Annotated in this window: 23 protein-coding genes; 7 read left to right on the forward strand and 16 right to left on the reverse strand. The window is 53.9% G+C overall.

What is annotated here, in order from left to right; all coding sequences use genetic code 11:
• Positions 1 to 2: 2 nt before the first annotated feature.
• Positions 3 to 869, reverse strand: coding sequence for a YihY/virulence factor BrkB family protein (locus ACFSSA_RS03220; RefSeq protein ID WP_386818333.1), 867 nt, complete (start codon positions 867 to 869; stop codon positions 3 to 5).
• Between the two features lie 20 nt (positions 870 to 889).
• Positions 890 to 1,186, reverse strand: coding sequence for a DUF4235 domain-containing protein (locus ACFSSA_RS03225; RefSeq protein WP_386818334.1), 297 nt, complete (start codon positions 1,184 to 1,186; stop codon positions 890 to 892).
• Positions 1,187 to 1,341: 155 nt separating this feature from the next.
• Between ACFSSA_RS03225 and ACFSSA_RS03230 the strand changes: the two genes are divergently transcribed.
• Positions 1,342 to 2,793, forward strand: a complete 1,452-nt coding sequence (locus ACFSSA_RS03230) for a phospholipase D-like domain-containing protein (RefSeq protein ID WP_386818335.1) — start codon at positions 1,342 to 1,344, stop codon at positions 2,791 to 2,793.
• Between the two features lie 6 nt (positions 2,794 to 2,799).
• Here ACFSSA_RS03230 and ACFSSA_RS03235 read toward each other — a convergent pair whose 3' ends face one another.
• Together ACFSSA_RS03235 and ACFSSA_RS03240 are read right to left on the reverse strand one after the other, a co-directional pair.
• The gene (locus ACFSSA_RS03235) at positions 2,800 to 3,660 is read right to left on the reverse strand and encodes a GH25 family lysozyme (RefSeq protein ID WP_386818336.1); all 861 of its coding nucleotides are present in this window, start codon (positions 3,658 to 3,660) and stop codon (positions 2,800 to 2,802) included.
• A gap of 91 nt (positions 3,661 to 3,751) precedes the next feature.
• On the reverse strand, positions 3,752 to 4,276 hold the full coding sequence (locus tag ACFSSA_RS03240) for an NUDIX hydrolase (RefSeq protein WP_386818337.1): 525 nt from the start codon (positions 4,274 to 4,276) through the stop codon (positions 3,752 to 3,754).
• 117 nt (positions 4,277 to 4,393) lie between these two features.
• Between ACFSSA_RS03240 and ACFSSA_RS03245 the strand changes: the two genes are divergently transcribed.
• From ACFSSA_RS03245 to ACFSSA_RS03260, 4 genes are all read left to right on the forward strand, one after another.
• On the forward strand, positions 4,394 to 5,551 hold the full coding sequence (locus ACFSSA_RS03245) for a 3-dehydroquinate synthase (protein ID WP_386818338.1): 1,158 nt from the start codon (positions 4,394 to 4,396) through the stop codon (positions 5,549 to 5,551).
• Positions 5,552 to 5,604: 53 nt separating this feature from the next.
• Entirely contained in the window at positions 5,605 to 5,859 is a 255-nt protein-coding gene (locus ACFSSA_RS03250; protein ID WP_386818339.1) for a GlsB/YeaQ/YmgE family stress response membrane protein, read from the forward strand.
• A gap of 63 nt (positions 5,860 to 5,922) precedes the next feature.
• Positions 5,923 to 6,480, forward strand: a complete 558-nt coding sequence (locus ACFSSA_RS03255; protein ID WP_386818340.1) for a LemA family protein — start codon at positions 5,923 to 5,925, stop codon at positions 6,478 to 6,480.
• A gap of 4 nt (positions 6,481 to 6,484) precedes the next feature.
• A complete protein-coding gene (locus ACFSSA_RS03260; protein WP_386818341.1) occupies positions 6,485 to 8,350 on the forward strand; it encodes a DUF2207 domain-containing protein in 1,866 nt (621 codons plus the stop codon).
• A 30-nt stretch (positions 8,351 to 8,380) separates the two neighbouring features.
• Here the strand turns inward: ACFSSA_RS03260 and ACFSSA_RS03265 are convergent, their stop codons facing one another.
• Genes ACFSSA_RS03265 through ACFSSA_RS03310 form a run of 10 tightly spaced genes read right to left on the reverse strand, consistent with a single transcriptional unit; the run spans position 8,381 to position 17,010 of the window.
• A complete protein-coding gene (locus ACFSSA_RS03265; protein WP_386818342.1) occupies positions 8,381 to 9,421 on the reverse strand; it encodes an SAM-dependent methyltransferase in 1,041 nt (346 codons plus the stop codon).
• A 15-nt stretch (positions 9,422 to 9,436) separates the two neighbouring features.
• The gene (locus tag ACFSSA_RS03270; protein WP_386818343.1) at positions 9,437 to 10,216 is read right to left on the reverse strand and encodes a DUF1295 domain-containing protein; all 780 of its coding nucleotides are present in this window, start codon (positions 10,214 to 10,216) and stop codon (positions 9,437 to 9,439) included.
• Positions 10,213 to 10,731 carry a DUF2062 domain-containing protein gene (locus ACFSSA_RS03275; RefSeq protein WP_386818344.1) on the reverse strand — a complete coding sequence of 173 codons (519 nt, stop codon included), beginning with the start codon at positions 10,729 to 10,731 and terminating at the stop codon, positions 10,213 to 10,215. Before ACFSSA_RS03275 ends, ACFSSA_RS03270 begins: the two co-directional genes overlap by 4 nt.
• Positions 10,732 to 10,734: 3 nt before the next feature.
• Positions 10,735 to 12,036: a class I SAM-dependent methyltransferase gene (locus tag ACFSSA_RS03280; protein WP_386818345.1), complete on the reverse strand. Its 1,302-nt coding sequence runs from the start codon at positions 12,034 to 12,036 to the stop codon at positions 10,735 to 10,737.
• Complete coding sequence (locus tag ACFSSA_RS03285) at positions 12,033 to 12,806, reverse strand: DUF1365 domain-containing protein (RefSeq protein ID WP_386818346.1); 774 nt, start codon at positions 12,804 to 12,806, stop codon at positions 12,033 to 12,035. Before ACFSSA_RS03285 ends, ACFSSA_RS03280 begins: the two co-directional genes overlap by 4 nt.
• A complete protein-coding gene (locus tag ACFSSA_RS03290) occupies positions 12,793 to 14,124 on the reverse strand; it encodes an NAD(P)/FAD-dependent oxidoreductase (protein WP_386818347.1) in 1,332 nt (443 codons plus the stop codon). Before ACFSSA_RS03290 ends, ACFSSA_RS03285 begins: the two co-directional genes overlap by 14 nt.
• Before the next feature lie 10 nt (positions 14,125 to 14,134).
• Positions 14,135 to 15,091, reverse strand: a complete 957-nt coding sequence (locus ACFSSA_RS03295; protein ID WP_386818348.1) for an acyl-CoA desaturase — start codon at positions 15,089 to 15,091, stop codon at positions 14,135 to 14,137.
• 21 nt (positions 15,092 to 15,112) lie between these two features.
• The gene (locus ACFSSA_RS03300) at positions 15,113 to 15,736 is read right to left on the reverse strand and encodes a nuclear transport factor 2 family protein (RefSeq protein WP_386818349.1); all 624 of its coding nucleotides are present in this window, start codon (positions 15,734 to 15,736) and stop codon (positions 15,113 to 15,115) included.
• A 15-nt stretch (positions 15,737 to 15,751) separates the two neighbouring features.
• A complete protein-coding gene (locus tag ACFSSA_RS03305; RefSeq protein WP_386818350.1) occupies positions 15,752 to 16,180 on the reverse strand; it encodes a DoxX family protein in 429 nt (142 codons plus the stop codon).
• Positions 16,177 to 17,010 (reverse strand): alpha/beta hydrolase fold domain-containing protein, encoded by an 834-nt coding sequence (locus tag ACFSSA_RS03310; RefSeq protein ID WP_386818351.1) that lies wholly within the window; start codon positions 17,008 to 17,010, stop codon positions 16,177 to 16,179. The genes ACFSSA_RS03305 and ACFSSA_RS03310 overlap by 4 nt, the downstream gene beginning before the upstream one ends.
• A gap of 110 nt (positions 17,011 to 17,120) precedes the next feature.
• Here ACFSSA_RS03310 and ACFSSA_RS03315 point away from each other — a divergent pair, with 110 nt between their 5' ends.
• Entirely contained in the window at positions 17,121 to 18,050 is a 930-nt protein-coding gene (locus ACFSSA_RS03315) for a YihY/virulence factor BrkB family protein (protein WP_386818352.1), read from the forward strand.
• On the opposite strand, the gene ACFSSA_RS03320 is transcribed toward ACFSSA_RS03315, so the two are convergent.
• Positions 17,998 to 21,318, reverse strand: a complete 3,321-nt coding sequence (locus ACFSSA_RS03320; RefSeq protein WP_386818353.1) for a PVC-type heme-binding CxxCH protein — start codon at positions 21,316 to 21,318, stop codon at positions 17,998 to 18,000. The genes ACFSSA_RS03315 and ACFSSA_RS03320 overlap by 53 nt on opposite strands.
• An 88-nt stretch (positions 21,319 to 21,406) precedes the next feature.
• The gene (locus tag ACFSSA_RS03325; RefSeq protein WP_386818354.1) at positions 21,407 to 22,132 is read right to left on the reverse strand and encodes a DNA-3-methyladenine glycosylase; all 726 of its coding nucleotides are present in this window, start codon (positions 22,130 to 22,132) and stop codon (positions 21,407 to 21,409) included.
• On the opposite strand from ACFSSA_RS03325, the gene typA reads away from it, so the two are divergent.
• Positions 22,104 to 23,951: a translational GTPase TypA gene (typA, locus tag ACFSSA_RS03330; protein WP_386818355.1), complete on the forward strand. Its 1,848-nt coding sequence runs from the start codon at positions 22,104 to 22,106 to the stop codon at positions 23,949 to 23,951. The genes ACFSSA_RS03325 and typA overlap by 29 nt on opposite strands.
• Positions 23,952 to 23,974: the final 23 nt, after the last annotated feature.

Genomic DNA, 23,974 nt, shown 5'->3' on the forward strand with positions numbered 1-23,974 from the left:
GTTTAGTGAAGCCGGACTGCGACGCTCGTGGGCTCGATCCTCCTGCCGCGGCGGCGTGCGTAGACCTGCGTGAACTCGGCACCCAGGAGGAGGATATTCGCGGAGTAATAAACCCAGCTGAGGAGCAGAATGAGAGCGCCGGCGGCACCGTAGGTGGAGGCTGCTTCCTGCCTGCCCAGATAGAGCGCAAGGACCATTTTGCCGATGGAAAACAAGACCGCGGTTAGAAACGCTCCGCTCCAGACATCACGCCACTGGACATCCGCGTCCGGGAGGATCTTAAAGATCATGGCGAAGAGGACCGTCACCATCCCCACGGAGACCAGAAGGCTGACGGTTTGAAAAACAAAACCCGGTATGGGAAGCGCCTTGCCCACCCAGCTGATCAGCGTCGCGGTGACCGTGGAGAGTATCAATGAGATCAACAGCAGGAAGCCGATGACAAGCACCATCGAAAGCGCGAGCAACCTGCTCTTCACCATCACTTTGACTCCGGTTCCCGGTTTCACCTTGAGGTCCCACACGGTGTTCATCGCATCCTTCAATTGAGCAAAAACCCCCGAGGCACTTACGAGGAGAATCAGAACGCCGATAATGGTCATAAAGATTCCCTTGTCGTCCTGGTGGGCGTTTTGAATCATTTCCTGCACAGCCCTTGCCGATTCCTGGCCGATGGCATCTGTAAGCTGGAACTCGATTGCTCCGCGTGCAGCATCTTCGCCAAAGATCGCTCCAGCGATGGAAATGGAAATGATAAGTAGAGGCGCCAGGGAAAAAACCGAATAATAGGCCAATGCCGCGCTCAGACGCATTGCATTGTCCTTCTGGAATTCCTTGAACGTTTCCTTCAGTAATCCGAGAGAGATCATAAGTCGTCTGCGGACGGTTTTTAGGCTAGCTTGTCCACCTCGCCTTCCATGTCATCTCCTTCGGCGGGGATGATGGTCTCGGCAAGCAATCGTCTGGCGGATAATCTGGCGAGACCACCGATCGTTCCGGAAACAACTGTCCAGATAATGGCTTCCTTCCACTCGACCTGCGGGTGGGCCGGGTTTCTAGGGGCGTCCTCGTGCGTTAAGAGCTGATAGCCTTTTCCGGCAACGGAGCGTGCAAGGCGCGCTGCAAGTGCAGGGACCAAGAGGCCGATTCCGATCATGGCGAGGGATTTTGGGTCAGGTAATTTCATAATTCAGGGAGGTTGATGTTTTTCGTTTCTTGGAAATGGGAGAGGCGTTCCCGGGTAGAAACTCGCACAGGTCGGGAAAGGTTCAAATGATCCGTTTGTTGGGTGACGGAAATTCAAGTGCTTGCTGGCTATCTCGTGCTGTGCTCTGTTTCACCATGCTTCCCTTTCCCCGAACGTTTTTCCTCTGCGGAGCTGCGCTTGTGATTCTTCCCTCGCTTAGCTCATGCGGTAGCCTGGCAGGTCCGAGTGCGCAGAATTCTCCTCCCAAAACGGTTTCACTTGATCCGATGATGGCAGGTAAGAGCCTCGCTAAGACCACTTTCAGAGCTACGGTGCTGGCAGCTGTGCGCCAGCCGGTGACTTCGGCTCGCCAGGGACTTTCCGTATTGTGGAACAGACCGCGTGAAGTCGTCGTGGGAAACATCCCGGCGGAGCTTGTTCCGCTGGAAACAATTTCCCAACAACCGGGAACGCGGGCTTTCGAGGATTTGCTCGACGAGCAGGATTTTCCGGGACCTGTCAATGGGACGCTGAAATGGCTGGTAGATGGGGATGGTTTTTTCCCGGAATTTGACAGGCAGATTGCGAGTGCCCGGAAATCAATCAATGTCCAGGTGTATATTTTTGATAACGATGATATAGCGGTCCGCTATGCGGATAAGCTTAAAAAACGATCGAAGGATGTGGATGTGAGGGTGTTGTATGATGATTTCGGGAGTGCCACGGCACATCTTTCCAGCCCGATCACCGCGCCGCCGAAGGACTTTTCCCCTCCGCCGGATATGCGGGCGTATCTTCGGGATGGCTCAGCGGTGCAGGTGCGGATGACCTTGAACCCGTGGCTCGTGGCTGATCACACGAAGCTATTGGTATTTGATGACCGCACGGCGATTTTGGGCGGCATGAACATTGGCCGTGAATACTACAACGAATGGCATGATTTGATGGTCCGCGTCGAAGGGCCGGCTGTGGCGGAGCTAGCAAGCGTTTTCAGCAAAACCTGGAGGAAGAACGGAAAGTTCGGCGATTTGGCGCTACTCTCCGCGCCGAAAGCTTTCAGAAAGCCCTCTCCGGTGGGGAACGGCATCCCTTTGCGGATTCTCCGCACGGAGCCCGGCATAGGAAAACATGAAATCCGGGACTCGATTCTCCTCGCCCTCAAGGGTGCCAAAAAGCGCGTTTATATCGAAAATCCGTATTTCGCGAACGATGAGGTGGTGCTGGCAGTTCGTGCCGCCGCCATGCGCGGGGTGGATGTGCGGGTCATTTTACCGGCTGAGGGAGACTCCGCCATCATGGATGCCGGGAATCTAGCCACGGCGCGAACCTTGATCGAGGCAGGTGCGAGGCTGTATCGCTACCCGCGGATGACCCACATGAAAGTCATGGTATGCGATGGCTGGGCCACCATGGGATCCGCCAATCTGGACGTGCTTAGTATGCGGATCAACCGGGAGCTGAACATTGCTTTCTCCGATGAAGCGGAAGTCGAAAAGCTGGTGCGGACGGTCTTCAATCCGGATTTTGCCAGATCCCGTAGAATCCGCCTGAAAGATACCGAATCACAGACCTCGGGATTTGCCGAAGCTGTCGCCGATCAGCTGTGAAATCCGTTACAGGCTGATGCTGTGCCGTTCCCAAAAAGCGCGCAGTGCCCTATCGTCTCCCTTGAAAACGTTCCGCTCCAAGGGATGTGCCAGGCTGCCGTAGTAGGTGGGGCTTCTCCACGAGCTGGTGTTGTAATGCTTTGGCTGGGATCTGCCGTTTTCCCAGGTCACGCCGCCATATTGCCACATACTCCAGCTTCCCCAGATATCGTAGAGCTCGGTGAGTTTGTCGGGAGTAAGTGCACCGGAACGGGACATTGTGCGCTCGGTGCCACCGGGGCCGTATAGTGCCAGCCAATAAGGTGATCGCCGGATCACACGTTTTTGCTCAGGGCTCGCGTTCCTCAGGCGGCTCCGCAGCCCATCACTGTTTTCCAAATAGGTAACGGGATAAATCCCTGTCCGCTGATGCACCCTTTCAATGAATTTTACCAGGCGGTCCGGGGTGGAGTTCGTATCGAAATCACCAACCAGGAGCACCTTTTTACCCGAAATTCCTTTGGCTCGTGCCGTGGCACGAACACGGCTGACAAAACTATCCGCCTGTGCGGCAGGATCCTGATCCATCGTCACGAAATGATATGCACCGAGCATCATGCTCTCCCGGTCCGCCGATTTCAGGAAATCACCGAACTTGTCATCAAGCAGCGGCCCCTTTGCCGAGCGGGCGATGAGAGCTTGTCCCCCGTTGCGCCTTAATGCTGATACATCGTGCTGTGAGTAGCGATCGCCACTACGCTGGACTTCTTTGGGATCCCAGCCGGAAACATTCACCACGGAGGGCGAGCCAGTGACGCTGGTCCCGCCAAAGCCCCCGCCGCAATGACAAAGCAGAGGGATGATCAAAAGAATGCAGAGTTTTTTCATGAATTGATCCAATCACCCGCCATTGCACACCGCAAGAGGGGAAAACAATCACTGGAAAATATCGCGCCGGAGTTGGCACCGGATAAGAGCTCTAGAAGGAAATGCCTGCAGCGGCGAGTGCGGCATGAATCTTGAAGTCCACGCAGAGTCCCGCCTGCATTTTTTCCGAGAGGAACTCGCGTAGCGCGCTGAGCTTGATTTTGTGGACGGTAATATTTTCCCCCTCGTTGCCGCCTCCCTCAGTCTCTTTGGAAAGCTCTGTGGCGTGGAAAAGGTTTGTCATCTCCGGAGTCATACCAGCGGACGTGGGTGAGCTGAGAATATGCCGGATGTCGCCGGCACGATAGCCGGTCTCCTCAAGGAGCTCCCGAGCTGCTGTCGCCGCAAGCGATTCACCACGGAACTCCTCTTCATCGCCCACCAGGCCTGCGGGAATCTCGATCACGCTCTTTCCGAGTGGGAAACGATATTGCTCCACAAGAAGGATTTCTTCCTCATCGGTGATCGCGAGAATCCCTACGCAGGCATCGGAATTCGGCCTGCGGACAAAATCCCATTTGCCGATTCTATATAGGCCCAGCCATTTGGACTCGAACAAAGTGATCTCTTCTTGCATGGCGGTTGTATAGCTTTTCGGCCTGGGGAATACAGACAGATTTGCCCGTGGGGGAAAGAAAGGTTGGCCGATGACGGTAAAGAGGGGTAACAACTGCTGCTACAGCAAGCCGGCTCCATGGATCGCCACGATTTTGATATTCCAATTACCTTCAAGCACCGAGTGATTTTCACGCACGGTGCGTTCACTGCTACGAATTCGTCCCTCGCGGATGTGCTGGATGAAGGTGGCGGAAGACGGGTCTTGGTTTTTCTGGAGGATGCGGTTGCTTCGCTTTGGAAAAATCTGGTGGATGACATTCACGGATATTTTGCGGAGCGGAATTTCGAGTTCCGCGGGGTGAAAATTTTTGAAGGTGGAGAGAGCTGCAAGGCGGACGACGGCTTGGTCAGAAAAGTGTGGGGCGAGATTGATGCCGGCCATATCGACAGGCATTCCTATGTGATCGTGATCGGTGGAGGAGCTTTTCTGGACGCGGTGGGTTTTGCGGTTTCCACAGCACATCGCGGGGTGCGTTTGCTGCGCTTCCCGACGACGACGCTTTCCCAGGATGATAGCGGTGTCGGTGTGAAAAGCGCGATCAACGCCTTTGGAAAGAAGAACTGGGTAGGTTCGTTTTCCGTCCCTTTTGCAGTAATCAATGATTTCAATTTTCTCGAAAGCCAGAATGAGGAGAGCAGCGTTGCCGGGTTGATTGAGGCGGTAAAAGTCGCGCTGGTGAAGGATGGTGAATTTTTTGAATGGATTGAGAAAAATGTTGAGGCATTGGCAAATCTGGAGCGCGGTGCGTTTGAAGAGTGCGTCAAGCGCTCTGCGTTGCTCCATGCCCGGCATATCGCCATGGGAGGTGATCCTTTTGAGACAGGATCCAGCAGGCCGCTGGACTTCGGCCACTGGGCGGCGCACAAGATCGAGGCTTTGACCAACTATCAGGTCTCGCATGCGGAGGCCGTTGCTGTGGGATTGGCGCTCGATACCGTTTATTCCTCCAAGAAAGGCTTTCTGAGTATGGAAAAAGCCGCGCGTATTCTCAATGTGCTCGAGGGGCTAGACCTCAAGGTCTATCACCCGGCGCTTGATTGGACCGAGGAGGACGGCTCACGCAGGGTTCTGGCAGGGCTGGATGAGTTCCGCGAGCATCTGGGAGGCGAGCTGACCGTATTGCTCCTCAAGGACCTGGGACACGGAATGGATGTCCATGAGTTCGATATGGAATTGCTCAACGAAAGTATTTCCGAACTCAGTGCTCTCTGGGATGGAGCCGAGATAGGCTGATTTCGTAAAAATCACTGACAGAGCGCGTTCCCGATGCCTACGATTTTCCCATCATGGGATTTTTAACGTGGATCGGATTAGGACTGGTTGCAGGAATTTTGGCGAAAATCATCATTCCGGGGAAAGATCCCGGCGGCTGGATTATCACTATTATCCTGGGGATCGGCGGCGCATTCATGGGTGGCTGGATAGGTAGCTTTGCAGGGATGGGTGCCGCGGATGGGCTCAATCTTCCAAGCATCATTACCGCCACTGGCGGCGCTATTGTGATCCTGCTGATCTACCGGGTCGTTTTCCGCAGAGGCTAAACAGCTGGCGGCGGCAGCAGATCATTGTGGACTGGGGCATGACGATGCAAAAAATTGACGGAAATGACGTATTACTTGGTTTTCGGAGGACTTGCCGTTTTGGCAGGTGGAGTGATTTTTTTCTACAACCGCTTGGTTTCCAATCGAAACCGCGTGCGGGAAGGCTGGAGCGGTGTGGAAGTGCAGTTGAAACGGCGTCACGACCTCATTCCGCGCTTGGTGGAAGTCGTGTCCGGCTATAGCCATCATGAGCGGATCGCTCTTGCGGAAGTGATGGAGAAGCGTCGCGAAGCATTAACGACAAAAAGTGCCGGCGATGCCTCGGAAGTGGAGAGTCGCCTGGGTGCCGGGATTGGGAAGATCGTTGCGGTGGCGGAAGCTTATCCGGACCTGAAGGCGGATGAAGGTTTCAGCCAATTAACCGAGGAGCTGGTAACGATCGAAAATGAGCTTCAATATGCCCGACGTTATTACAATGGCGCGGTCCGGGAGCTGAATAATGCGATTGAGACGTTTCCGTCGAATCTTGTCGCGGGCGCGTTTGGTTTCCAGCAAGGCGAGTTTTTCGAGGTGGAAAGCAGTGTTGAAAGGCTTGCACCGAAAATTGAGATCAACCACTGAATCCATGAGGAATTTTTTGACACCGGGAGTGCTGATACTCTTTTTTCTGACGGTATTCACATTGGCGGCAGAAGAGCGGATTCTCAGCTACGATAGTGAAGTAAAAGTCGGCCGGGACGGCTGGCTGGACGTGACCGAAACCATCCGGGTAAATGTCGAAGGTATAAATATCAGTCGGGGTATCTATCGGGATTTTCCGCAGAACTATGTTTCACGGTGGGGACTCAGACAGCGGAGACCCTTCAAGCTCCAGGAAGTGACGCGTAACGGTTCCCACGAGCCATTCCGCCAGGAAAAAATGGGTAGCGGATTGCGGATCTGGATCGGATCTCCGGATGTGATCCTGAAGCCCGGGACCGTGCACGAATATGTCCTCAGGTATCGCACCGGGCGGCAGCTGTGGTTTGATGAGGAAGGTGATGAGCTTTATTGGAACGTTACAGGAAATCACTGGGCGTTTCCAATCGACGAAGTCAGGGCGAGCATCTTTCTTCCCGAGGGTATCAGGGTTCGGAATGCTACGGCATATACAGGAGCAAAGGGGGAGACTGGGCAGGCTTATGAAAAGAACGAGCAGGGAGAAAGCGTCGTCTTTACCACGACCAAGCCATTCCAGATTGGTGAGGGGTTGACCGTCGTAGCCAGATGGGCACCCGGGATGCTTGATGCGAGCGTTTACGAGAATGACGGGTTCTGGAAGGAAAATTTACTGCTTTTTCTAGGGATGGCAGTGGTCCTCGCAGGTTTCGGAACCTTCGTATATGCATGGTTTTTGGTCGGGCGGGATCCTGCCAAGGGAGTGATCGTGCCGCGATGGGAGCCGCCAGCCGGTTTTTCGCCCGCGGTGGTCAGGTATATCAAATTCATGAGATTTGATGATCCATGCTTCACTGCCGGAGTCATGTCGCTTGCATCCCAGGGCTTTCTGAGGATTGAAGGAATGCCGAGTGAAAAATTCAAGCTGACTGCACAGACGTGCCCGAAGAGTCCGTTACCTGATGAGGCGGTTCTTCTCGATAAATTATTCTCGGAAGGTGATGAACTCATCTTGGACCCGAAGAATCATTCGATTATTTCTTCGGCAAAAAATCAGTTCCACAAGGCTCTGAAGAAAATGACGCACGGGCGTTTTTTCAAAACGCATGTGAAATATTGGCTTTTGGGAATGCTGCCATGCGTGGCCGGGATGATGTTGATGATCGTGCCGGCGGAGGAGCCGGGAAAGGTATACCTTTACTCGGTCTGGTCAGTCGCTTTCGGATTCTTTCTAAACTCCCTCGCGGCAAAAACTCGTTCCGGGATCCTTTCGCTACGGGGCATGCTCACGATCTGCCTCGTTATAGTAACGCCCATTTTTGGTTTCGTGCTCTGGCTGATTTCGGAGTCCGGAGGTGTTTGGTGCGCGGTGTTCCAACTGACAATCATCGTTATGGCGATTCTTTTCCATTACCTCATCAAAGCTCCGACGCCGGATGGTCGCAAGGTGCTGGATGAGATCGATGGCTTCAAAGAATATCTCTCCGTGGCCGAGGAGGATCGATTGAATCTGGAGAATCCGCCGGAAAAGACCCCCGAACTCTTCGAGAGGTTTCTCCCCTATGCCCTGGCACTGGGAGTTGATCAGAAATGGTCCGAAAAATTCGATGAAATCCTATCCGCCGCCAGCAAAGTCCAGGGTGAGCATAATTACCGGCCCAGCTTCTATAGTGGAAATACGAACCATCTCAATAATGCTCTAACCGGTGCGGCATTGGGCGCAGCCGTGGGGAGTGCGCTGGTCTCATCAGCTGCGTCACCTAGCTCGAGCGGTGGTTCCGGCGGAGGTTCTTCCGGTGGTGGCGGAGGAGGCGGCGGTGGTGGTGGGTGGTGAATTTCCCGGTAAAGCACTGCGCGCCTCGGACTACGCCTTTCTATTACTAAAAAGGTAGTGGGAAACAATCCACTCATTGCCACGGCGATAGCCCCACAGCTCTGCGCAAGCCATGAAGAACACCCGCCAGTAGGTCCACCATCTGATGGCGTTTTCCGGTCCGTAGGTTTCTGAAATGAGTGGGAAAAGCTCGTCTTTGTGATCATCCATATTTCTCAGCCAAGCTTCGGAAGTTTTTTGATAATGCTGTCCGCTTACCTGCCAGTGCTGCTCGATACGAAGATGGTCCTGAAAGTAAAGCAGGAGGTCATCGGAGGGCATCTGTCCACCAGTGAAAAAGTATTTTGCCATCCAATCATCGTCGTTCTCAGCGGTGTAGTGATAGGCGTTTTCCCGGTGAGTGAAGATGTGGACGAAGAGCTTTCCCTCTGGTCTGAGCCATGATGAAATCCGCTGAAGGAGCAGCTGGTAATTCTTCATGTGCTCGAACATCTCCACAGAAACCACACGATCGAAAACAGATTCCCCGAGACCTTCGAAATCAATCATGTTTGCTGTGATAACTTCGATGTTGTAGAGATTCCTCCTCTCTGCCTGCTCCAAAATATGTTCTCTTTGCGTGCGTGAATTTGAGACAGCGGTGATTCTCGAGTCCGGGTAATGTTTTGCCATCCAAAGCGTGAGCGATCCCCAGCCGCATCCTAGCTCCAGGATTTTCTGGCCATTGCGGAGATCCGCACGCTGGCTTGTGATCTCCAGCATACGCGATTCTGCTTCCGCAAGATCAATGACACCTTCTTCCCAGTAGCCGGATGAGTATTTCATGTGCGGACCGAGGCAGCGCTGGAAAAATCTGGTGGGAAGTTCGTAGTGTTGCTCATTGGCCGCATCTGTCGATATTGCGATTGGCATGTTTTTCAGCCCTTCCATGTGTGCGATGAGTTTCAACTGTCGTTCTTCCGGATCGAGCTGCTCGAAAGGTGAGATGGTGTTGGCAAGCCGGTGGCGAATACCCAGCCTGATAAGGCTGTCCGGGACTTTTCCTGTCGTTAGAAGATCGGTGGATTTCATAAATGGTATGGCGGATTACTTTTTGGGAGGGAGAGGAATGAATGCTGAAGTCGTGCGCTGATACTCCCGGTATGCACTGCCCTTCCGCTTCAAAGCTGAGGCTTCAGTTGGCGGAATTCCGGTTACTTTGAGTAGGAGGAAAGTGATCGCGACGGGTGCGTAAAGACTGACCCAGCCCCACGGTGAGCCGGAGGCGAAGATGAAGATACCGATCCAGATGACAGACTCGAAAAAGTAATTCGGATGCCGGGAATAGTTCCACAAGCCATTCTTACAAATCGCTTCCGAAGAATGGTTCGTGGCTTTGAAGTCCGCCATTTGCTGATCTGAAAGTGCCTCTCCGTAAAGCCCGATGGAGGCGACCAACGCTCCAAAAAGGTGTAGGGAGGACCACTCGGTATCCGTATCCAGCGAGACGAGATAGAAGGGTAGGGCGAGCAGAAATGCCGATATTGCCTGAGCCAGAAAGAAGAGCAGGAACATAATGTTGACTCGCCCCACCCAATGTTCTCTGAGTTTTCCGTAACGTGAATCTTCACCGGGATGGTGTTTCAAAATCCTTTTGAACAAATGGCTCGCCAGACGGGCAGCCCAAATTCCTATGAGTAATCCGGCCACGATTTTCCTGCTATCAATATTTCCGCCTGCCAGGAGGAAATAAAGAGAAGTGAGCCCGATGGAGGCTGCCCAGAAAGCATCCACAGGTGAAAAATTTTTAATTTTCACACAGAAGGCCCAGGCTCCGCCAAAAAGGAGAAGATTGGCTGCGAGAGCTATGTAGATTTCTAGATTCATGATTCAATCTGGATTGTCACAGCTTCCTGTCGTTTCCGGGAAAGTCTTTTCAAGATAGGTAGGGAAATATAGTAGATCAGCGGAATCAGGAGAACTGAAGTCATCGCCCAGGCTTCGATGCCGTAGAGTGCTGCCATGCCGAATTCCCCCGCGAACTCGAGGGGGCTTTCGCGGAATTTCGCGACCAGTTCTTTGATGGAAAATTCAAGAGGGGCGACGCCGTTCATCCGCTGACCGAGACGAATGAAAATGATAATGAAAGCAATGTGAAACGGGTAGGTGAAGGTTTTGAAAAGGTGGAGAAGCGGTTGGTTCAACTTGAGGAAATAACCCGCTAAAAAGCAAACTAGCGACGTGCTGCCCATGATTGGAAAAATTCCCAACGTGATGCCAAGTGAGATGCTCCACGAAAGCTTTTCCGGAGAGGTGCCTTGTTTGAGCTGATTGAGGACCGGAGTGATGACCCAGCGCCTTAGGCGGGAGGGTGGTCCTTTATCTGACGTTGCGACTGTCATTTTTCAACTTCCCGCTCTGTCGGCCGGCGTGACCAGGGTAAGATTGTTCGGTCGGGTGTAGACCGCCTGGACCACTGAGATATTTCTCGTTTGGAAGCCGGCTTCACAGTATTTCAGATAGTAATTCCAAGTGCGGATGAATCTCTCGTCGAAACCTAATTCACGGATATCCTCCAGTGCTCCGTTGAAGTTTTCGTGCCACGCCGAGAGGGTTTTCGCGTAATCCGCACCTAGATCTTCCAAATGGTGCAGGAAGAGGTTTCCAGTTTTGCCCAAGACATCGCCAACCCGCGTGACAGAGAGGAGGAGGGAGCCGGGGAAAATATGACGTTGGATCCAATCGACGCCCTTGGTGAGGGACTCGTATCGATTGTCAGGCACGGTGATATACTGGAGGCCTAACAACCCGTGGGGTTTCAGAACTTCATGGCACTTTGAGAAAAAGGATCCATGGAACTTGTGACCCACAGCCTCCAGCATCTCGATAGAAATGATTTTGTCAAAGGAGCCGGAGATGTGCCGATAGTCTTGCACGCGGATTTCCACAAGATCGGCTAGCCCTGCTCTCTCGATTCTGGCACGGGCGAATCCCGCCTGCGCCTCCGAGATGGTGACAGCGGTGATACGGCATCCATAGTGTTCTGCGGCGTGATGGGAAAATCCGCCCCATCCACAGCCGATTTCCAATACATGATCAGCCGATGTCAGGCGGAGTTTTCTACATAGTGAATCATACTTTTCCCTTTGGGCTTCTGCCAGTGTTTCGCTCCCACTGATAAATTTCGCGGAGGAGTAGGTCATGGTTTCATCCAGCCACCTGGCGTAGAACTCATTGCCCAAGTCATAATGCTCCGCGATGTTGATCCGTGAGGTTTCGATCGTGTTGGAGCGCTTGAGATGCCGGAACCAGTTGACGATTTTGAGGAGATTCACTCCCGGTAAGGTGGATGAGTCGGTATCGTCGCCCTGAACTGCATCCATGTTCAGCGCAAACCACGAAATGACTGCGGCAATATCCGGAGTGTCCCATATGCCGTCTGTATAGGCTTCTCCCATTCCGATGTTTCCGTAGAATGCGCATCGTTTGAAGAATTCGTTTGTTTCTCTGATAACTATGTATGCAGTAATTTTTTCTCCCTGACTGCCGAGATGCAGGACGCCACCGTCGGGATAGGTGAGGGCAAGTCCGCCATGGGGAAATTTTTTAAAGAGCGAGAGCACGATTCGCTCCGGCAATGTTTCCGGGATGCGGCTTTCCATCCGGTTGACAGTTTCGTGCGGTATGGGAAGAGAGGTTGATTTCATTTGGACGCTTGTCGACTTTCGGGAAGGATATCTGTGGTTTTCTTGAAATACGGCACTTTTTTGCAGAACAGCACCAGTGCCTGATAGTGAATGCGGATGATGATCAGGATAGAGAGTAGCGGATATTTTACTGCAAACCAGAGCAGTCGCAAATCAGTCATCGGCCGCTTGCGGCCACGGATGGAGGAGAAGAGTGTCACCTCTGTGCCCGAGAGATTATCGATGTTGACCCGCCAGTCTCTGCAAAGTCCACCAAGCCGGAACCGGAAAGAATCATTTGGGTTGGAGAATGGCGAGATATAGAAGCGCTTGGCGGTATGGTGATCGATCTTCCCATCCGTAACGCCTCCGAGATGATAGAGTTTCATTTCCCGGTAGGTGTTTGTCACTTCCGCGATCGCGGTTAGGTATTGGTTCTCCTTACTGTATATGTAGTAAAACGACACAGGATTGAACGAGTATCCGAGAATGCGCGGAAAGGTAACCAGATGGATTCTGGAATCCCCGGGGATGCTTTGTCCCTGCTGTGAGAGCCATGCGATGAGATTTTCCCGAAGGGTTTTGGACGGGTCTGTATTGATATGGTCCCGCTGATCCACTGAAAATAGATTGAAACGATTTTTGGAAAGCAGTGAAAGTTTTGGGAAGCGATCGAGATCGACCGCCAGCATAAAGACCCGGTAATCGAAGCGATGTTTCTTCGGTAAGACGCGAGTGTGATTGATACTGCACTCGTATAAGAAGTCCGTGGCTGGCTTATTCTCCGGCACGTTTTCTAGTGGTTGGGGCTGGAGCACTACGGGTATCTGAACCGGATTTCTCCCAGGGATCCCGGTCGAGCAGTGTGGCACACAACCTGTGGGCCGACCAGATGCCGTCTTCATGGAATCCGTATCTTTGCCAGGCTCCACAATAATATCTCCGGGTCGATCCGGCGGCAATGTGGAGCTCCGGTATACGGCTCTGTGCGCTGATGGCGGAAGATGTGAAGAGCGGGTGCTCGTATTGGATCCGGTGGTGAATTTTTTCCGGCGCGATATTATCCGGTGGATTGATGGAGACGAAATAATTTTGGTTTTTGGAAACTCCCTGGAGCTTGTTCATCCAATAGTGGGTGGAATGCATCTCGCCGCCCCGGGAGCTGCTTTCGACCCGGTAGTTCCAGGCTGCCCAAGCTCTGCGGGTGCGGGGCATAAAGCTGGCATCTGTGTGGACGATGGCTTGGTTCGATTGGTATTGGAATCGGGAGAGGACACCCGCTTCCAGTGCCGATGGATCTTTGAGTAACTTATAGGATTGATCGCCGTGGGAGGCGAAAATGACGTGATCAAATGTCTGCGAGCTGCCATCGGAAAATTCCAGAGTCGTCCCGTAAACCGCGCTGACTTCCTTTGCCTTTGTGATGTGCTGCGAAAGATCTTTGGTGATCTTTTTCACATACTCGCGCGAGCCTCCGCAAACCGTCCGCCACGGATGCTGGGTGTCCAGGCCGAGGAAGCCATGATTGTGCCAGAATCTCATCAGCGTCCGGGCCGGGAATGAGTCGATTCGCTCCGGTGGTGAGGACCAGACGGCGGCAGCCATTGGTGAAAGATACCATTTGAGAAAGTCGCGGCCGTAGCCACGTGCATCCACGTATTCCGAGAGCGTCATATCCGCGTATTGTGGATTGGCCAGCTCTGCGATGGTCTCTTTGTTAAAGCGATTGATCTGGAGTAGCATTTTCCAGAACCGGGGGCGGAAAAGGTTTTTACGCTGGGAAAAGAGAAGGTTCACGGAGCCTCCATTGAACTCAAGAGCGGCGGGCATGTGCTGCACGGAAAAAGACATGTCCGTCGGTTTGGTCGCCACATCGAGGGATTTGAAAAGGCGAGTGAGATGTGGATAGGTGACCTCATTGTAGACCATGAATCCGGTATCGAGCGGTAAGCGCTCTCCGTTTTCCTCCACTTCCACAGTATTGGAATGTCCTCCGGTCCGGGGCTCTTTCTCAAAGATCGAAAGCACGAAATCGTCTTTCAGGAAATAGGCGCAGGCCAGTCCGGAGATCCCGGTGCCGATGATAGCGATGGTTGGTTTGTCTGGCACGGGGCGTTTTTTATTTGGCGGAGGGAAGGTTTTTCGCCTCATCAATGATTGCTTTCGGCACGGGGCGTAAATCCCAGACAAGTTTCATTTTCGACAGAACTTTCAGCAGGTAGTAGGTAGGATCAATCTCGTGAGGGAGGAAGCCTTGGCGTGTTGAATGTGGGTAGCGGTGATGATTGTTATGCCAGCCTTCTCCCAATGTGATGATGGCGAGGAAGAAATTGTTCCTGGAGTCATCCTCTGTGATGAACCGCTTTTTTCCCCACACATGCGCAAGTGAATTGATGAAAAGTGTGCCGTGTAGGAGCAGTGTGGTGGAGATGAAAAAAGTCCAGATGAAGAACTGCCACATCGTCGTTTCCAGGCTTGGCGCAAAGCGCTCCAACGTCCAGCCGATCGCCAGTATGATGATACCATAAACGATGGGGACAAGCTGGTCGAAGCGGTTGAGGAAAACCAGTTCCGGGAATTTAACGAGATCCGGGATCGCCTTGTAGTTGGTGGGGAAATTCCGCTTCGAGGTGAGCCAGCCGATGTGTGACCACCAGAACCCGCTGATTCGCGGAGAATGGATATCGTCCTTTTCGTCGGAGTGCTTGTGATGATGGCGGTGGTTTGCCGCCCACCAAAGGGAACCGCGTTGCATGGAGGTATTTCCCAGAATGGCCAGTATGAGCTGGAATCCGCGGGAGGTCTTATAAGTCCGGTGTGAGAAATATCTATGATAGACGCCTGTGATGGCAAACATCCTGAGGAAGTAGAGGAAAACCGCAGCCGCCACCGCGACTGGGCTGAGACCTACCCAGATGACCGCAAGACATCCAACGTGCAGAAAGATGAAGGGAAGAGTCCGCTGCCAATCCACCTTGTCTGGTAGAGTCGTAGGATCGGGCGAGCCCGGAGCACGGTAGTCGGAATCCCACCAATGGCCGAGTAGGGAGGTAAAAGCTCTAGCTCGTGCGAGCATTTTTTTATGGGGGAAGGGGGGTTATTTTTCGAAACGGCGGCGGATGCTTTCAATTGCACCGCCAAGAACAGGGATCTGGCCATAAATATTCGTCCCGGAATCCCAGAAATCCTGATGCATGGTGACCTGGCCTTCCGGATTGAAACGCACATGACTCATGCCGAGAGAGTGGACGGGCTTGCCACCATTGAGACGCGGGGCGCTGAAAACCATCGTCCAGCGGACATAATGTTCTGCTCCGGAGCTGGCGATATCTTCAATGGTCACTTCGTAGGTGTCCATGGTCTCGGATGTTTCGAGAAAATAAGCTTTGATTTCATCAGGCCCATGATGGGTGACAATTGTATCATTCAGATACGCATCCGATGCATAGACCCGTGCGGTATTCTCCTCGATGAATTTTTTGTCGCCAATGCGCTGGAGAAACTCCGTGAATTTTCCAATGGCTTCTTTTTCAAGCGGGTTGCCGCCGGGAAGCAGGTTGCCGTCGGTGCCGGAAAGGGCGTTGCGATACTCATTCACCCGTTTGACCGTATCGGGCTTTGAGGAACAGGCGGGCAGGATGATGACCAAAGCCAGGAGCAACACTAGCAGCCAAGGGATCAGCTGAATGAGAATTTTTAGAGGCATTTTATATCGTAACATCTATTTCGTATTTAGCTAGAAGCCGAAGTTACGTTTTAGAGAAAATGACGGTTTCCAGTCTGCGGCATAAGCCACCCAAGCCATGAAGAGCAGCTGGAATGGGAGGCGTAGGATGAGGATCCATCGTGGAATTTCCATACCGTCCCAGCCGTGGATCGCCACATGTAAGTTGGCGGGGAAAACAGCAATCAGCAATAGGATCAAACCGGTGGCGGCATGTTTTCTGACCTGAGGAAATAGCAGGCCGCATCCTCCCGCAATCTCCGCCGCTCCACTGATTTGATTGAGCAAAACCGGTGCGGGAAGCCACTGGGGGATCATTGAAATGTAGACCTCGGGAGAGCGGAAATGGTTGGCACCGGCGAGCACGAAGAACAACGCGAGAGCGCTCCGGGAATACGATCGCAGTCTTCCGCTGCGCTGAGAGCTGTGGGACGGACTCATCGGGAATTTTTCAGAAGTGAATCGAGAAAATCGATGGATTCGTTGATCGCAGCGGCAGGGAAAAGGTGAGCCATAATGTGTGAGCGTCCGTTTATCCAATAAACCTGATGCTCCACGTTATTTGCCTCCAATGCGGCAATCAGTGCGTGCGGATGTGCGGTCGGCACCAAGGTATCCTCGGAACCGTGGTAGATGAAAATTGGCGGGCTATCGGGTGTCACGTGGTTAACCGGTGAGGCAGTGCGATAGGCGGCTTCGTTTCCCTGCAATGGACCGCCGATAAGTAGTCCGGTAAGTTTTCCATTCGGCCACAGCGCGAGATCGGTGGGCGCTCCACCAGCCACGATGGCTTGGATCCGGTTATCGGGGTTTAGTCCAATAAGTGCGGCAAGATGACCGCCCGCGGAATACCCGAAGGTGCCGATACGTGAGGTATCGATCCCGAGGCTTCCCGCATTGCTACGCAGATAGGATAGCGCCTGCTCAAGATCCTCCACAGGTGCCGGATACTTCCAATCCGGTGTGAGACGATAGGTGGCATTCATGACGAAATACCCGTGTTTTGCGAGTTGCTTCGCGACTCCCACCATATCGTTGCGGCGTTCGCTGCCATTCCATCCGCCTCCATGAATGAGGAGCACTGCGGGAGTGCTTCCGGAGGTCTTGGGTTGGTAGAGGTCGGCCACCAATTCCACAGGCCATTGATCGGGTGTGTAAACCACGTCTTTCCGGACTGAATACTTTGCCTGACCTGTAGCGTGGGACGAGCAGCTATTGAGAAGGGCTGTCAGTGTGAAAAGGGCGGAAATCAGACGGGGGCGGAACATCATCGCCCAAAAAATCGACGAAATCTTGAGAAATGCAAACGGGCCTTCCGCGGGCTGGCTCCCGGGAAATCCGCTACTGGACGCTGGCAGCTGGATAGCCTAGATTCCGCCCAGTGAATCAGCCGTTCTTCCGCACGTTACATTTCGCAAAGCGGGTATTTCGTGATTTCTTTTTCCGAAACAACGGTTTGCTGCTGACCGGCGCGGTCGCTTATAACGCGATGCTCTCATTGATCCCTCTGGCCTCGGTGATGATAGTGGTTTTCTCGCAATTTTTTGATGAGAAGATTCTCATGGATGCGATCACGACAGAAGTCGGCCTGATCACCCCGAAGGCAACACCGATGCTTGTGGAGGTGTTAGGCACTTTCCTGGAGACCAGGAAACTCGCGGGATGGATCGGTGTGGGAGTCTTGTTGTTCTTTAGCTCGATGGCCTTCCGGGTGCTGGAAAACGCCTTCGCAATTATTTTTCATAAAAAGATTCCATCGGTGAAGCGCAGCTTCTGGGTCTCTGCCCTGTTGCCGTATTTATTCATAGGCCTCGTAGCCGTGGGATTGATTTTCATCACGGCAGTCACCGCCGTGGCGGAATCCACAGCCGGAAGGATTCTGGTGCTCGGCGGAATGCGCATCGAGCTGCATTGGCTTGCCGGAATCGGCCTCTATTTTGCGGGCTTCGTAGGTTTGGTTCTGCTGTTTACCACGCTATACAAAGTAATGCCTGTCACGAAAATCTCTTTCAAGCTGGCACTATCCGGAGGGCTGACTGCCGCAGTGCTGTGGGAAATTCTACGCAGTGCGCTGGTGGGGTATTTCACCCACCTGTCCCTGGTGAATCTGGTCTATGGCTCAATGGCTACGACGATTATCCTGCTGCTTACCATGGAGGCCGCCGCCTTGATCGTTTTACTTGGCGCCCAGGTGATCGCGGATTTGCAGCGCAGCCGCGAGCTGGGCATTCCGTGGTATTTGGATGCGGAAGAGTGCGTTATTTCTGCAGATCCAGGAAGGCAACGATATCACGGATCTCCCGGGGAGTGAGGATTCCATTCATCGGAGGCATGGGGCTCATTGCCTCAGTGCGTGTGGCGATATCCGCGGCCTTGACGACCGCTTCGGATTTGTCCGGCTGAATGAGGATGAGGGAATCTTCGGTTTCGGTCTTCAATGCGCCGGCAAGTGAGCTGCCATCCTTTTTTGTGACGCTCATCATTCCGTAGCCGGAAGCGATTTTTGCCTGTGGGGCGACAAGCGATTCCAAGATGTATGCCGAACCTTTTTTTCCAATTTCAGTAAGCGGCGGGCCAACCTCGCTCCCTTCGTCCCCGATGCGGTGGCAGGCGGTGCATTGGGCGGCAAGGTGCGCATTGAAAATTTGCTCGCCGATCGCCGGATCTCCTCCGGAAAGCGATGCCAGGTGGGTGCCCGCATCACCGAGACTTGCGAGTTTTTCATTCAGTTCCGTGAGCCTTCCTTTCGGCAATGCTTCCATCAGCTCCAGCAGTAAGGCGGGATCGTAGGGGCCGGAGGCGACGGTAGGATTTTCAATCGCCTTTTTCAAAAGCGGCTTCAGTAGGGCGCTCTGTTTAGCCTTCCCTAAAAGCATGATGATCTGCTGGCGCTCGGTGATATCCCTGGAGTTTTCCAGAACGTCTTTGGCATATTGGGAGACTGCTTCCGGATGCGCTTCCATAAGCAGAGCCGCTGCATGGGTGCGGATTGCTGGGGACGGGTCTTTCAAAAGGCTGAGCGCGGTTTTCTTGAAAAGCTTCGATTCCGGAGTGTTGAGGTTATCCAGCGCACGGAGACGTGGAGCGTCATCGAGGGAAGTATCCAGAGCCTGCTTGGCTAGCGTCTTTTCATCGGCGATCATCCCCAGTGATTTTGCGACGGCAGCCGCACCGGCGGAAATATCTTTGTCGGGGTGATTCTGGAGCTCATCGGCAGAGGCTTTGAATGCCCTCCGGGCGATGTTCTTATCCGCGGGCTCCAGCGGGTAGTAGCGTCCATCAACGCTGTCGAGCTCGGTCCCGTCTCCCCAAGAGGCAAGTGCCTTGAGTGCAGCGATCCGGAGCTCTTTCGGGGCGGCTTCCAGCTGCGCGTATTCCAGAAGTGTCGCTGCGGAAGCAGAATCTCCCAGGCGGCGGTTAGCGGCGATGGCACGGCGGATGGTTGGCTCCACGGAATCCGGGTTGAGGCTCAGTGTTGCGGCGAGTGCCGGAAATGCCTCGGGAATCGCAGGCTCATCGTAGATGGCATGGGCGGCTTCAGCCACGACCTGCGGGTTCTTATCGAGCAGGAGTTTTGAGACCAATAGTGAGGAAAGTCTCCGCAGGGCGACGGCTGCCGCAAGGCGCACAGAACTTGAGCGGTGGGTGGACGCGTTTGCGGTAATTTCCTCAGCCCCGGAAACCGAGAGAGCCAGCGCACCTGCGTGGCGGAGATACGCATCCCGGTTGTCGTTGTTTGCGAGCATTTCAATAACGGCGGGCAGCGATGATTGACTCGCTAACTTGTAAGCAGCCATGGCTGCGAAATACCGGACACGCGGGCTGTCGTCTTCCATTGCACGGTTGATGCCGCGCTCGGCGACTTTTGAGAGTTCTGGTGAGAAACGCAGAGCTTCCGAAGCATAGTGGAAAGCTTGGGCACGAATCTCGGGATCTTTGCTTCCAGTGCATTTTTCAAAAACGGAGATATCGAAGGCTTTCAGCTGGGCGAGCCCCCAGAGTGCATGGATCACGGCCATTTGATCCGAGCTGTCAGAGGCGGCGATGGTGGAAAGCTCGGTCTTCGCTCCGCGGTGGGCCAGTTCCCATTGGGCATCAAGACGGACGCGCTGATCAGGATGTGAGAGTCGTTTTGTCAGCTCTTCTGTCGATGCTGCTCCGGGGCCTTCTTTGAGCATTTTCGCTACCTCCGCGCGAATGGCTGTCTGGGCCACGGAGGGGTCGTCGAGCTTCCACACGGCTCCCTTTTCGTTGAGAGGATAGCCGCCAGCCCAGTCTGCAGAATACAGGGCTCCGTCCGGGCCGAAGTTCATCCCGATATTCATCGGGCCGGAAAGGACGATGTGCTCATCCGTCATTTCAAAAGTTGCTCCCTTGGGTTTCACTTTGAACGAACGGATGTTTCCGCGGGTGAATTCGCTTACAAAAAAGGAGTTCCGATATTTCTCATTGAGAGCTGTGCCCGGATTGAACGCGAAGCCCGCAGGGCCATCGGAGTAGTTGCCATTGGTGGGAGTGATGTAGGCAGGCTGGAACTCGCCGGAAGGCACGGAAAGGCTTTCTTCCATCCACGGGTTGTAATCGGAGCCACGGTATTGGTAGTAGCAGCGCCATCCGGAGTCCGAGCTCTCGGTGATGTGGAGAAAGCGCTCGCGCTCGCCTTTCTGATCCGAGTCGTTATCGACGGAGAACAAATTTCCGTATTGATCGAAAGCGATCTCCTGCGGATTACGAAGGCCTGTGGCATAGATCTCGAAGCCGGAGCCATCCGGATAGCAGCGGAGCACAGAGCCGGTGTGGGGTGCATAGAAATTTTTCCCGGCTTCTGTGGTGACGTTGGTTCCCTTGTCACCGATTGACCAATAGATGCGTCCGTCCGGACCAAGCGTCAGACCGTGCATATCATGGCCGGCGTAGGCGATATGAATGCCAAAGCCATGGGCAAGGGATTTCCGCTCGTCGGATTTACCATCACCGTCATTGTCGCGAAGCTTCCACATGTCCGGGGCGATCGTAGTATAAACATCTCCCCGCCAGGCGAGAACCCCTGCGGCGATTCCGGTCACCTCGGTATTGAAGCCTTCCGCAAAAACGTTGGAAGTATCATAGGTGCCATCATTGTCCTTGTCGGTAATACGGACAATCCGCTCAGAGATTGCGGTGAGATCCTCGATATCGATTTTCCCATCCTTGTTGTGATCCGCGAGATCCTGGCTGCCGAATTTGTTCGTGCCATTGAGCTGCTCCCGGAAAAACTTTTCCTTGTCCTCGATAGTAGTGAGAGAGAGATCCCGTGGGACCCATCCTTCTTTGGTGAACTGGCGAACATCAAGATCCGCAGCACGGCGGCGTGCGGTTTCCGTGACATAGATTGTGCCATCGACATCCACCGACACGGATACCGGATTTTTCAGAAGCGGTTGCTCGGCAATCAATGTGCGCTCCAAGCCGTTGGCTGCCGGGAAGCTCTCCACGGCGTAGGCGGAGGGAGCCAGGCTGAATAGAGATAAAGTGGAAAGTGTCAGAGCGTTTCTCTTGCGCATTGGCGTGGTGGGTTTGATGGGAAAAATGAGCGACATGTTGTCTGTGGGCGGTTAAACAGAAAGTAACGCACCCAGAGGTCTATTAGACAACGGAGGTGAGTTTGAATACCTTACATGCAATTGTCTATTGGAAACGGCAGCTGAGAAAGGGTGAGCCCTTTTCGCCAAATCTCCATGGCAGATCAATTGCCTTAGAAATGCCTATCCGTGGTCCGGAGACCACCGTGCCAGAGGTTCCCGTGAAGATCCCGCAGGAGCCGGATTGAAGAAAGCTCTCACCGTGGGCCGTGCCATCGATCCCCAAGGCACGCGTGAGCTTCCCCGGGCCGGAGGTGAGTTGATGGAGCTTCAAATTTCCCCGTCTGGACTGCATCTGTTCAATCCCGGTCAAGGGCTCAAGGGCCCTGATAAGAACAAAACCGGATTCACCCTCGCTTTTGACGAGCACATTGAACAGCCAGTGAACTCCATAGTTCAAATAAACATAGGCATCGCCAGCGCGGCGCTCCGCGATGAATTTCCTGGCGGTATTCCGGTGCCAGGTGTGGCAGGCCTCATCACCGGCGGCGCGGTATCCTTCGGTTTCCACAATGCGGCCGCTGCAGCCGTTCCATTGGAAAACGGCGCCGATTAGGCCGCGGGCGCACTCCACGGGATCATTTTCAAAATAATTTGTGCTCAATCGCTCCATCCTCGGTGCACCATGTGACAATTTGTAAAAAAATCCACCGTGAAGATGCCGCTTTGCGCTTTCGGCCTTGCCAGTGGAGGAAAAACCCGCCATAGCCCCGCACCCAAAGCCGCCGAACTCTATTTTTGTTATGTCACTTAAAATACGCAATCTCGCCATTATCGCCCACGTTGACCATGGGAAAACCACTCTCGTTGATCAGCTCCTGCAGGCGGGCGGAACCTATCGTGACAACCAGGCCACTCAAGAGCGCGCCATGGATTCCATGGATCTTGAGAAGGAGAAAGGCATTACCATCAAGGCGAAAAACACTGCCATTCTCTGGGAAGGATACACCATCAATATCGTTGATACCCCGGGCCACGCCGACTTTGGAGCGGAAGTGGAGCGTGTGATGAAAATGGTGGACGGCGTTCTTCTCGTAGTGGATGCCGCAGGCGGCCCGCAGGCACAGACACGTTTCGTGCTCCGGAAGGCGCTTCAGGAAGGCTTGAAGCCGATCGTGGTGGTCAACAAGCTCGACCGTCCGCTTTCCAATCCGCAGAAGGTGCACGATCAGGTGCTCGAGCTTTTCCTCGATCTGGACGCAACCGAAGAGCAATTCGAAGCACCTTTCTCCTACGGTTCAGCCCGTGATGGCTACTTTATGGACAGCCCCGATGATGAGCGTGTCGATTGCACCCCGCTGCTCAAGAAGATCGTCGAGTTCATCCCGGAGCCAGCGGCAGATCCTGACGCTCCTTTCCACATGCTCGTGTCCAATATCGAGTGGGACAGCTTCGTGGGCCGTGTCGCTGTTGGCAAAGTCCTCGGAGGCTCTGTGAAAAAGGGTGACACCATTTGGCTCCTCCGCAAGGACGGCACCAAGCAACAGTCCAAGGTCATGAAGACCTTTTCCTATTCCGGACTCGCCACCGAGGACTCGGAAGGTGGCGAAGCCGGCGGTATCGTCGGAATCGCGGCAGGTATCGAGGATATTGACATCGGTGAAACCCTCGCCGCCACAAAAGAGCAGGATCCACTTCCATTTGTGGAAATCGATCCTCCAACCGTTTCGATGGAGTTTTCCATCAATGACGGACCGCTTGCCGGTAAGGAAGGGAAGCACGTGACCTCCCGCGCCATCCGTGAGCGTCTGATGCACGAGCTCAAGACCAACGTATCGCTGCAGGTGGAAGATACCGATCAAGCAGGTGTCTTCAATGTCTCCGCACGTGGCGCGATGCAGATCGCCGTTCTTGTCGAAACAATGCGTCGCGAAGGCTTCGAGGTCTGCGTGTCCCGTCCGACGGTTATCTATCGCCGGGATGAGGCCGGTAAACTCCTCGAACCGTTCGAAACCCTCTATATCGAGTCTCCGGGCGAATATACCCAGGGCATCCTGAAGTCCCTCATCAACCGCAAGGGAATGATGGAAAATATGGAAACCGAGCCTTCCGGTGAAACGCTCATCACAGCGCTGATTCCGACTCGCGGTCTCATCGGCTTCGAGACGGAAATCGTCAACCTGACTTCCGGCCACGGCATCATGTCCCACCTTTTCCGTGAGTATGCACCACACGCGGGTGAGATCGTGACCCGCACAACGGGAACTCTCGTTTCCATGGAGTCCGGCACAGCGACAACTTATTCCCTGCAAGCACTCGAAGACCGTGGAGTTCTCTTCGTCGGGCCGAACGATGCCATCTACGGCGGCATGCTCGTCGGTGAAAACCCACGCGTCGGCGATATGCCGGTGAACCCTGTGAAAGAGAAACATCTCGATAACATGCGCTCTTCCGGCAAGGACAAGACTTCCAAGCTCTCCCCGCCGATTCGCTTCTCCCTCGAGCGTGCGATCGAATACATCGATGCCGACGAGCTCGTCGAGGCGACTCCGCTCAACATCCGCCTCCGCAAGCGTATTCTTGATGCAAACGCCCGCAAGCGTGCCGCCAAGAGCGTCAGCGGCGAGGACCGCAGCAACCGCGGCAAGTAAAAATCAAACGTGGCGGCGTGTTC

The sequence above is a fragment of the Luteolibacter algae genome (assembly GCF_042683045.1).
Classification (GTDB): domain Bacteria; phylum Verrucomicrobiota; class Verrucomicrobiia; order Verrucomicrobiales; family Akkermansiaceae; genus Luteolibacter; species Luteolibacter algae.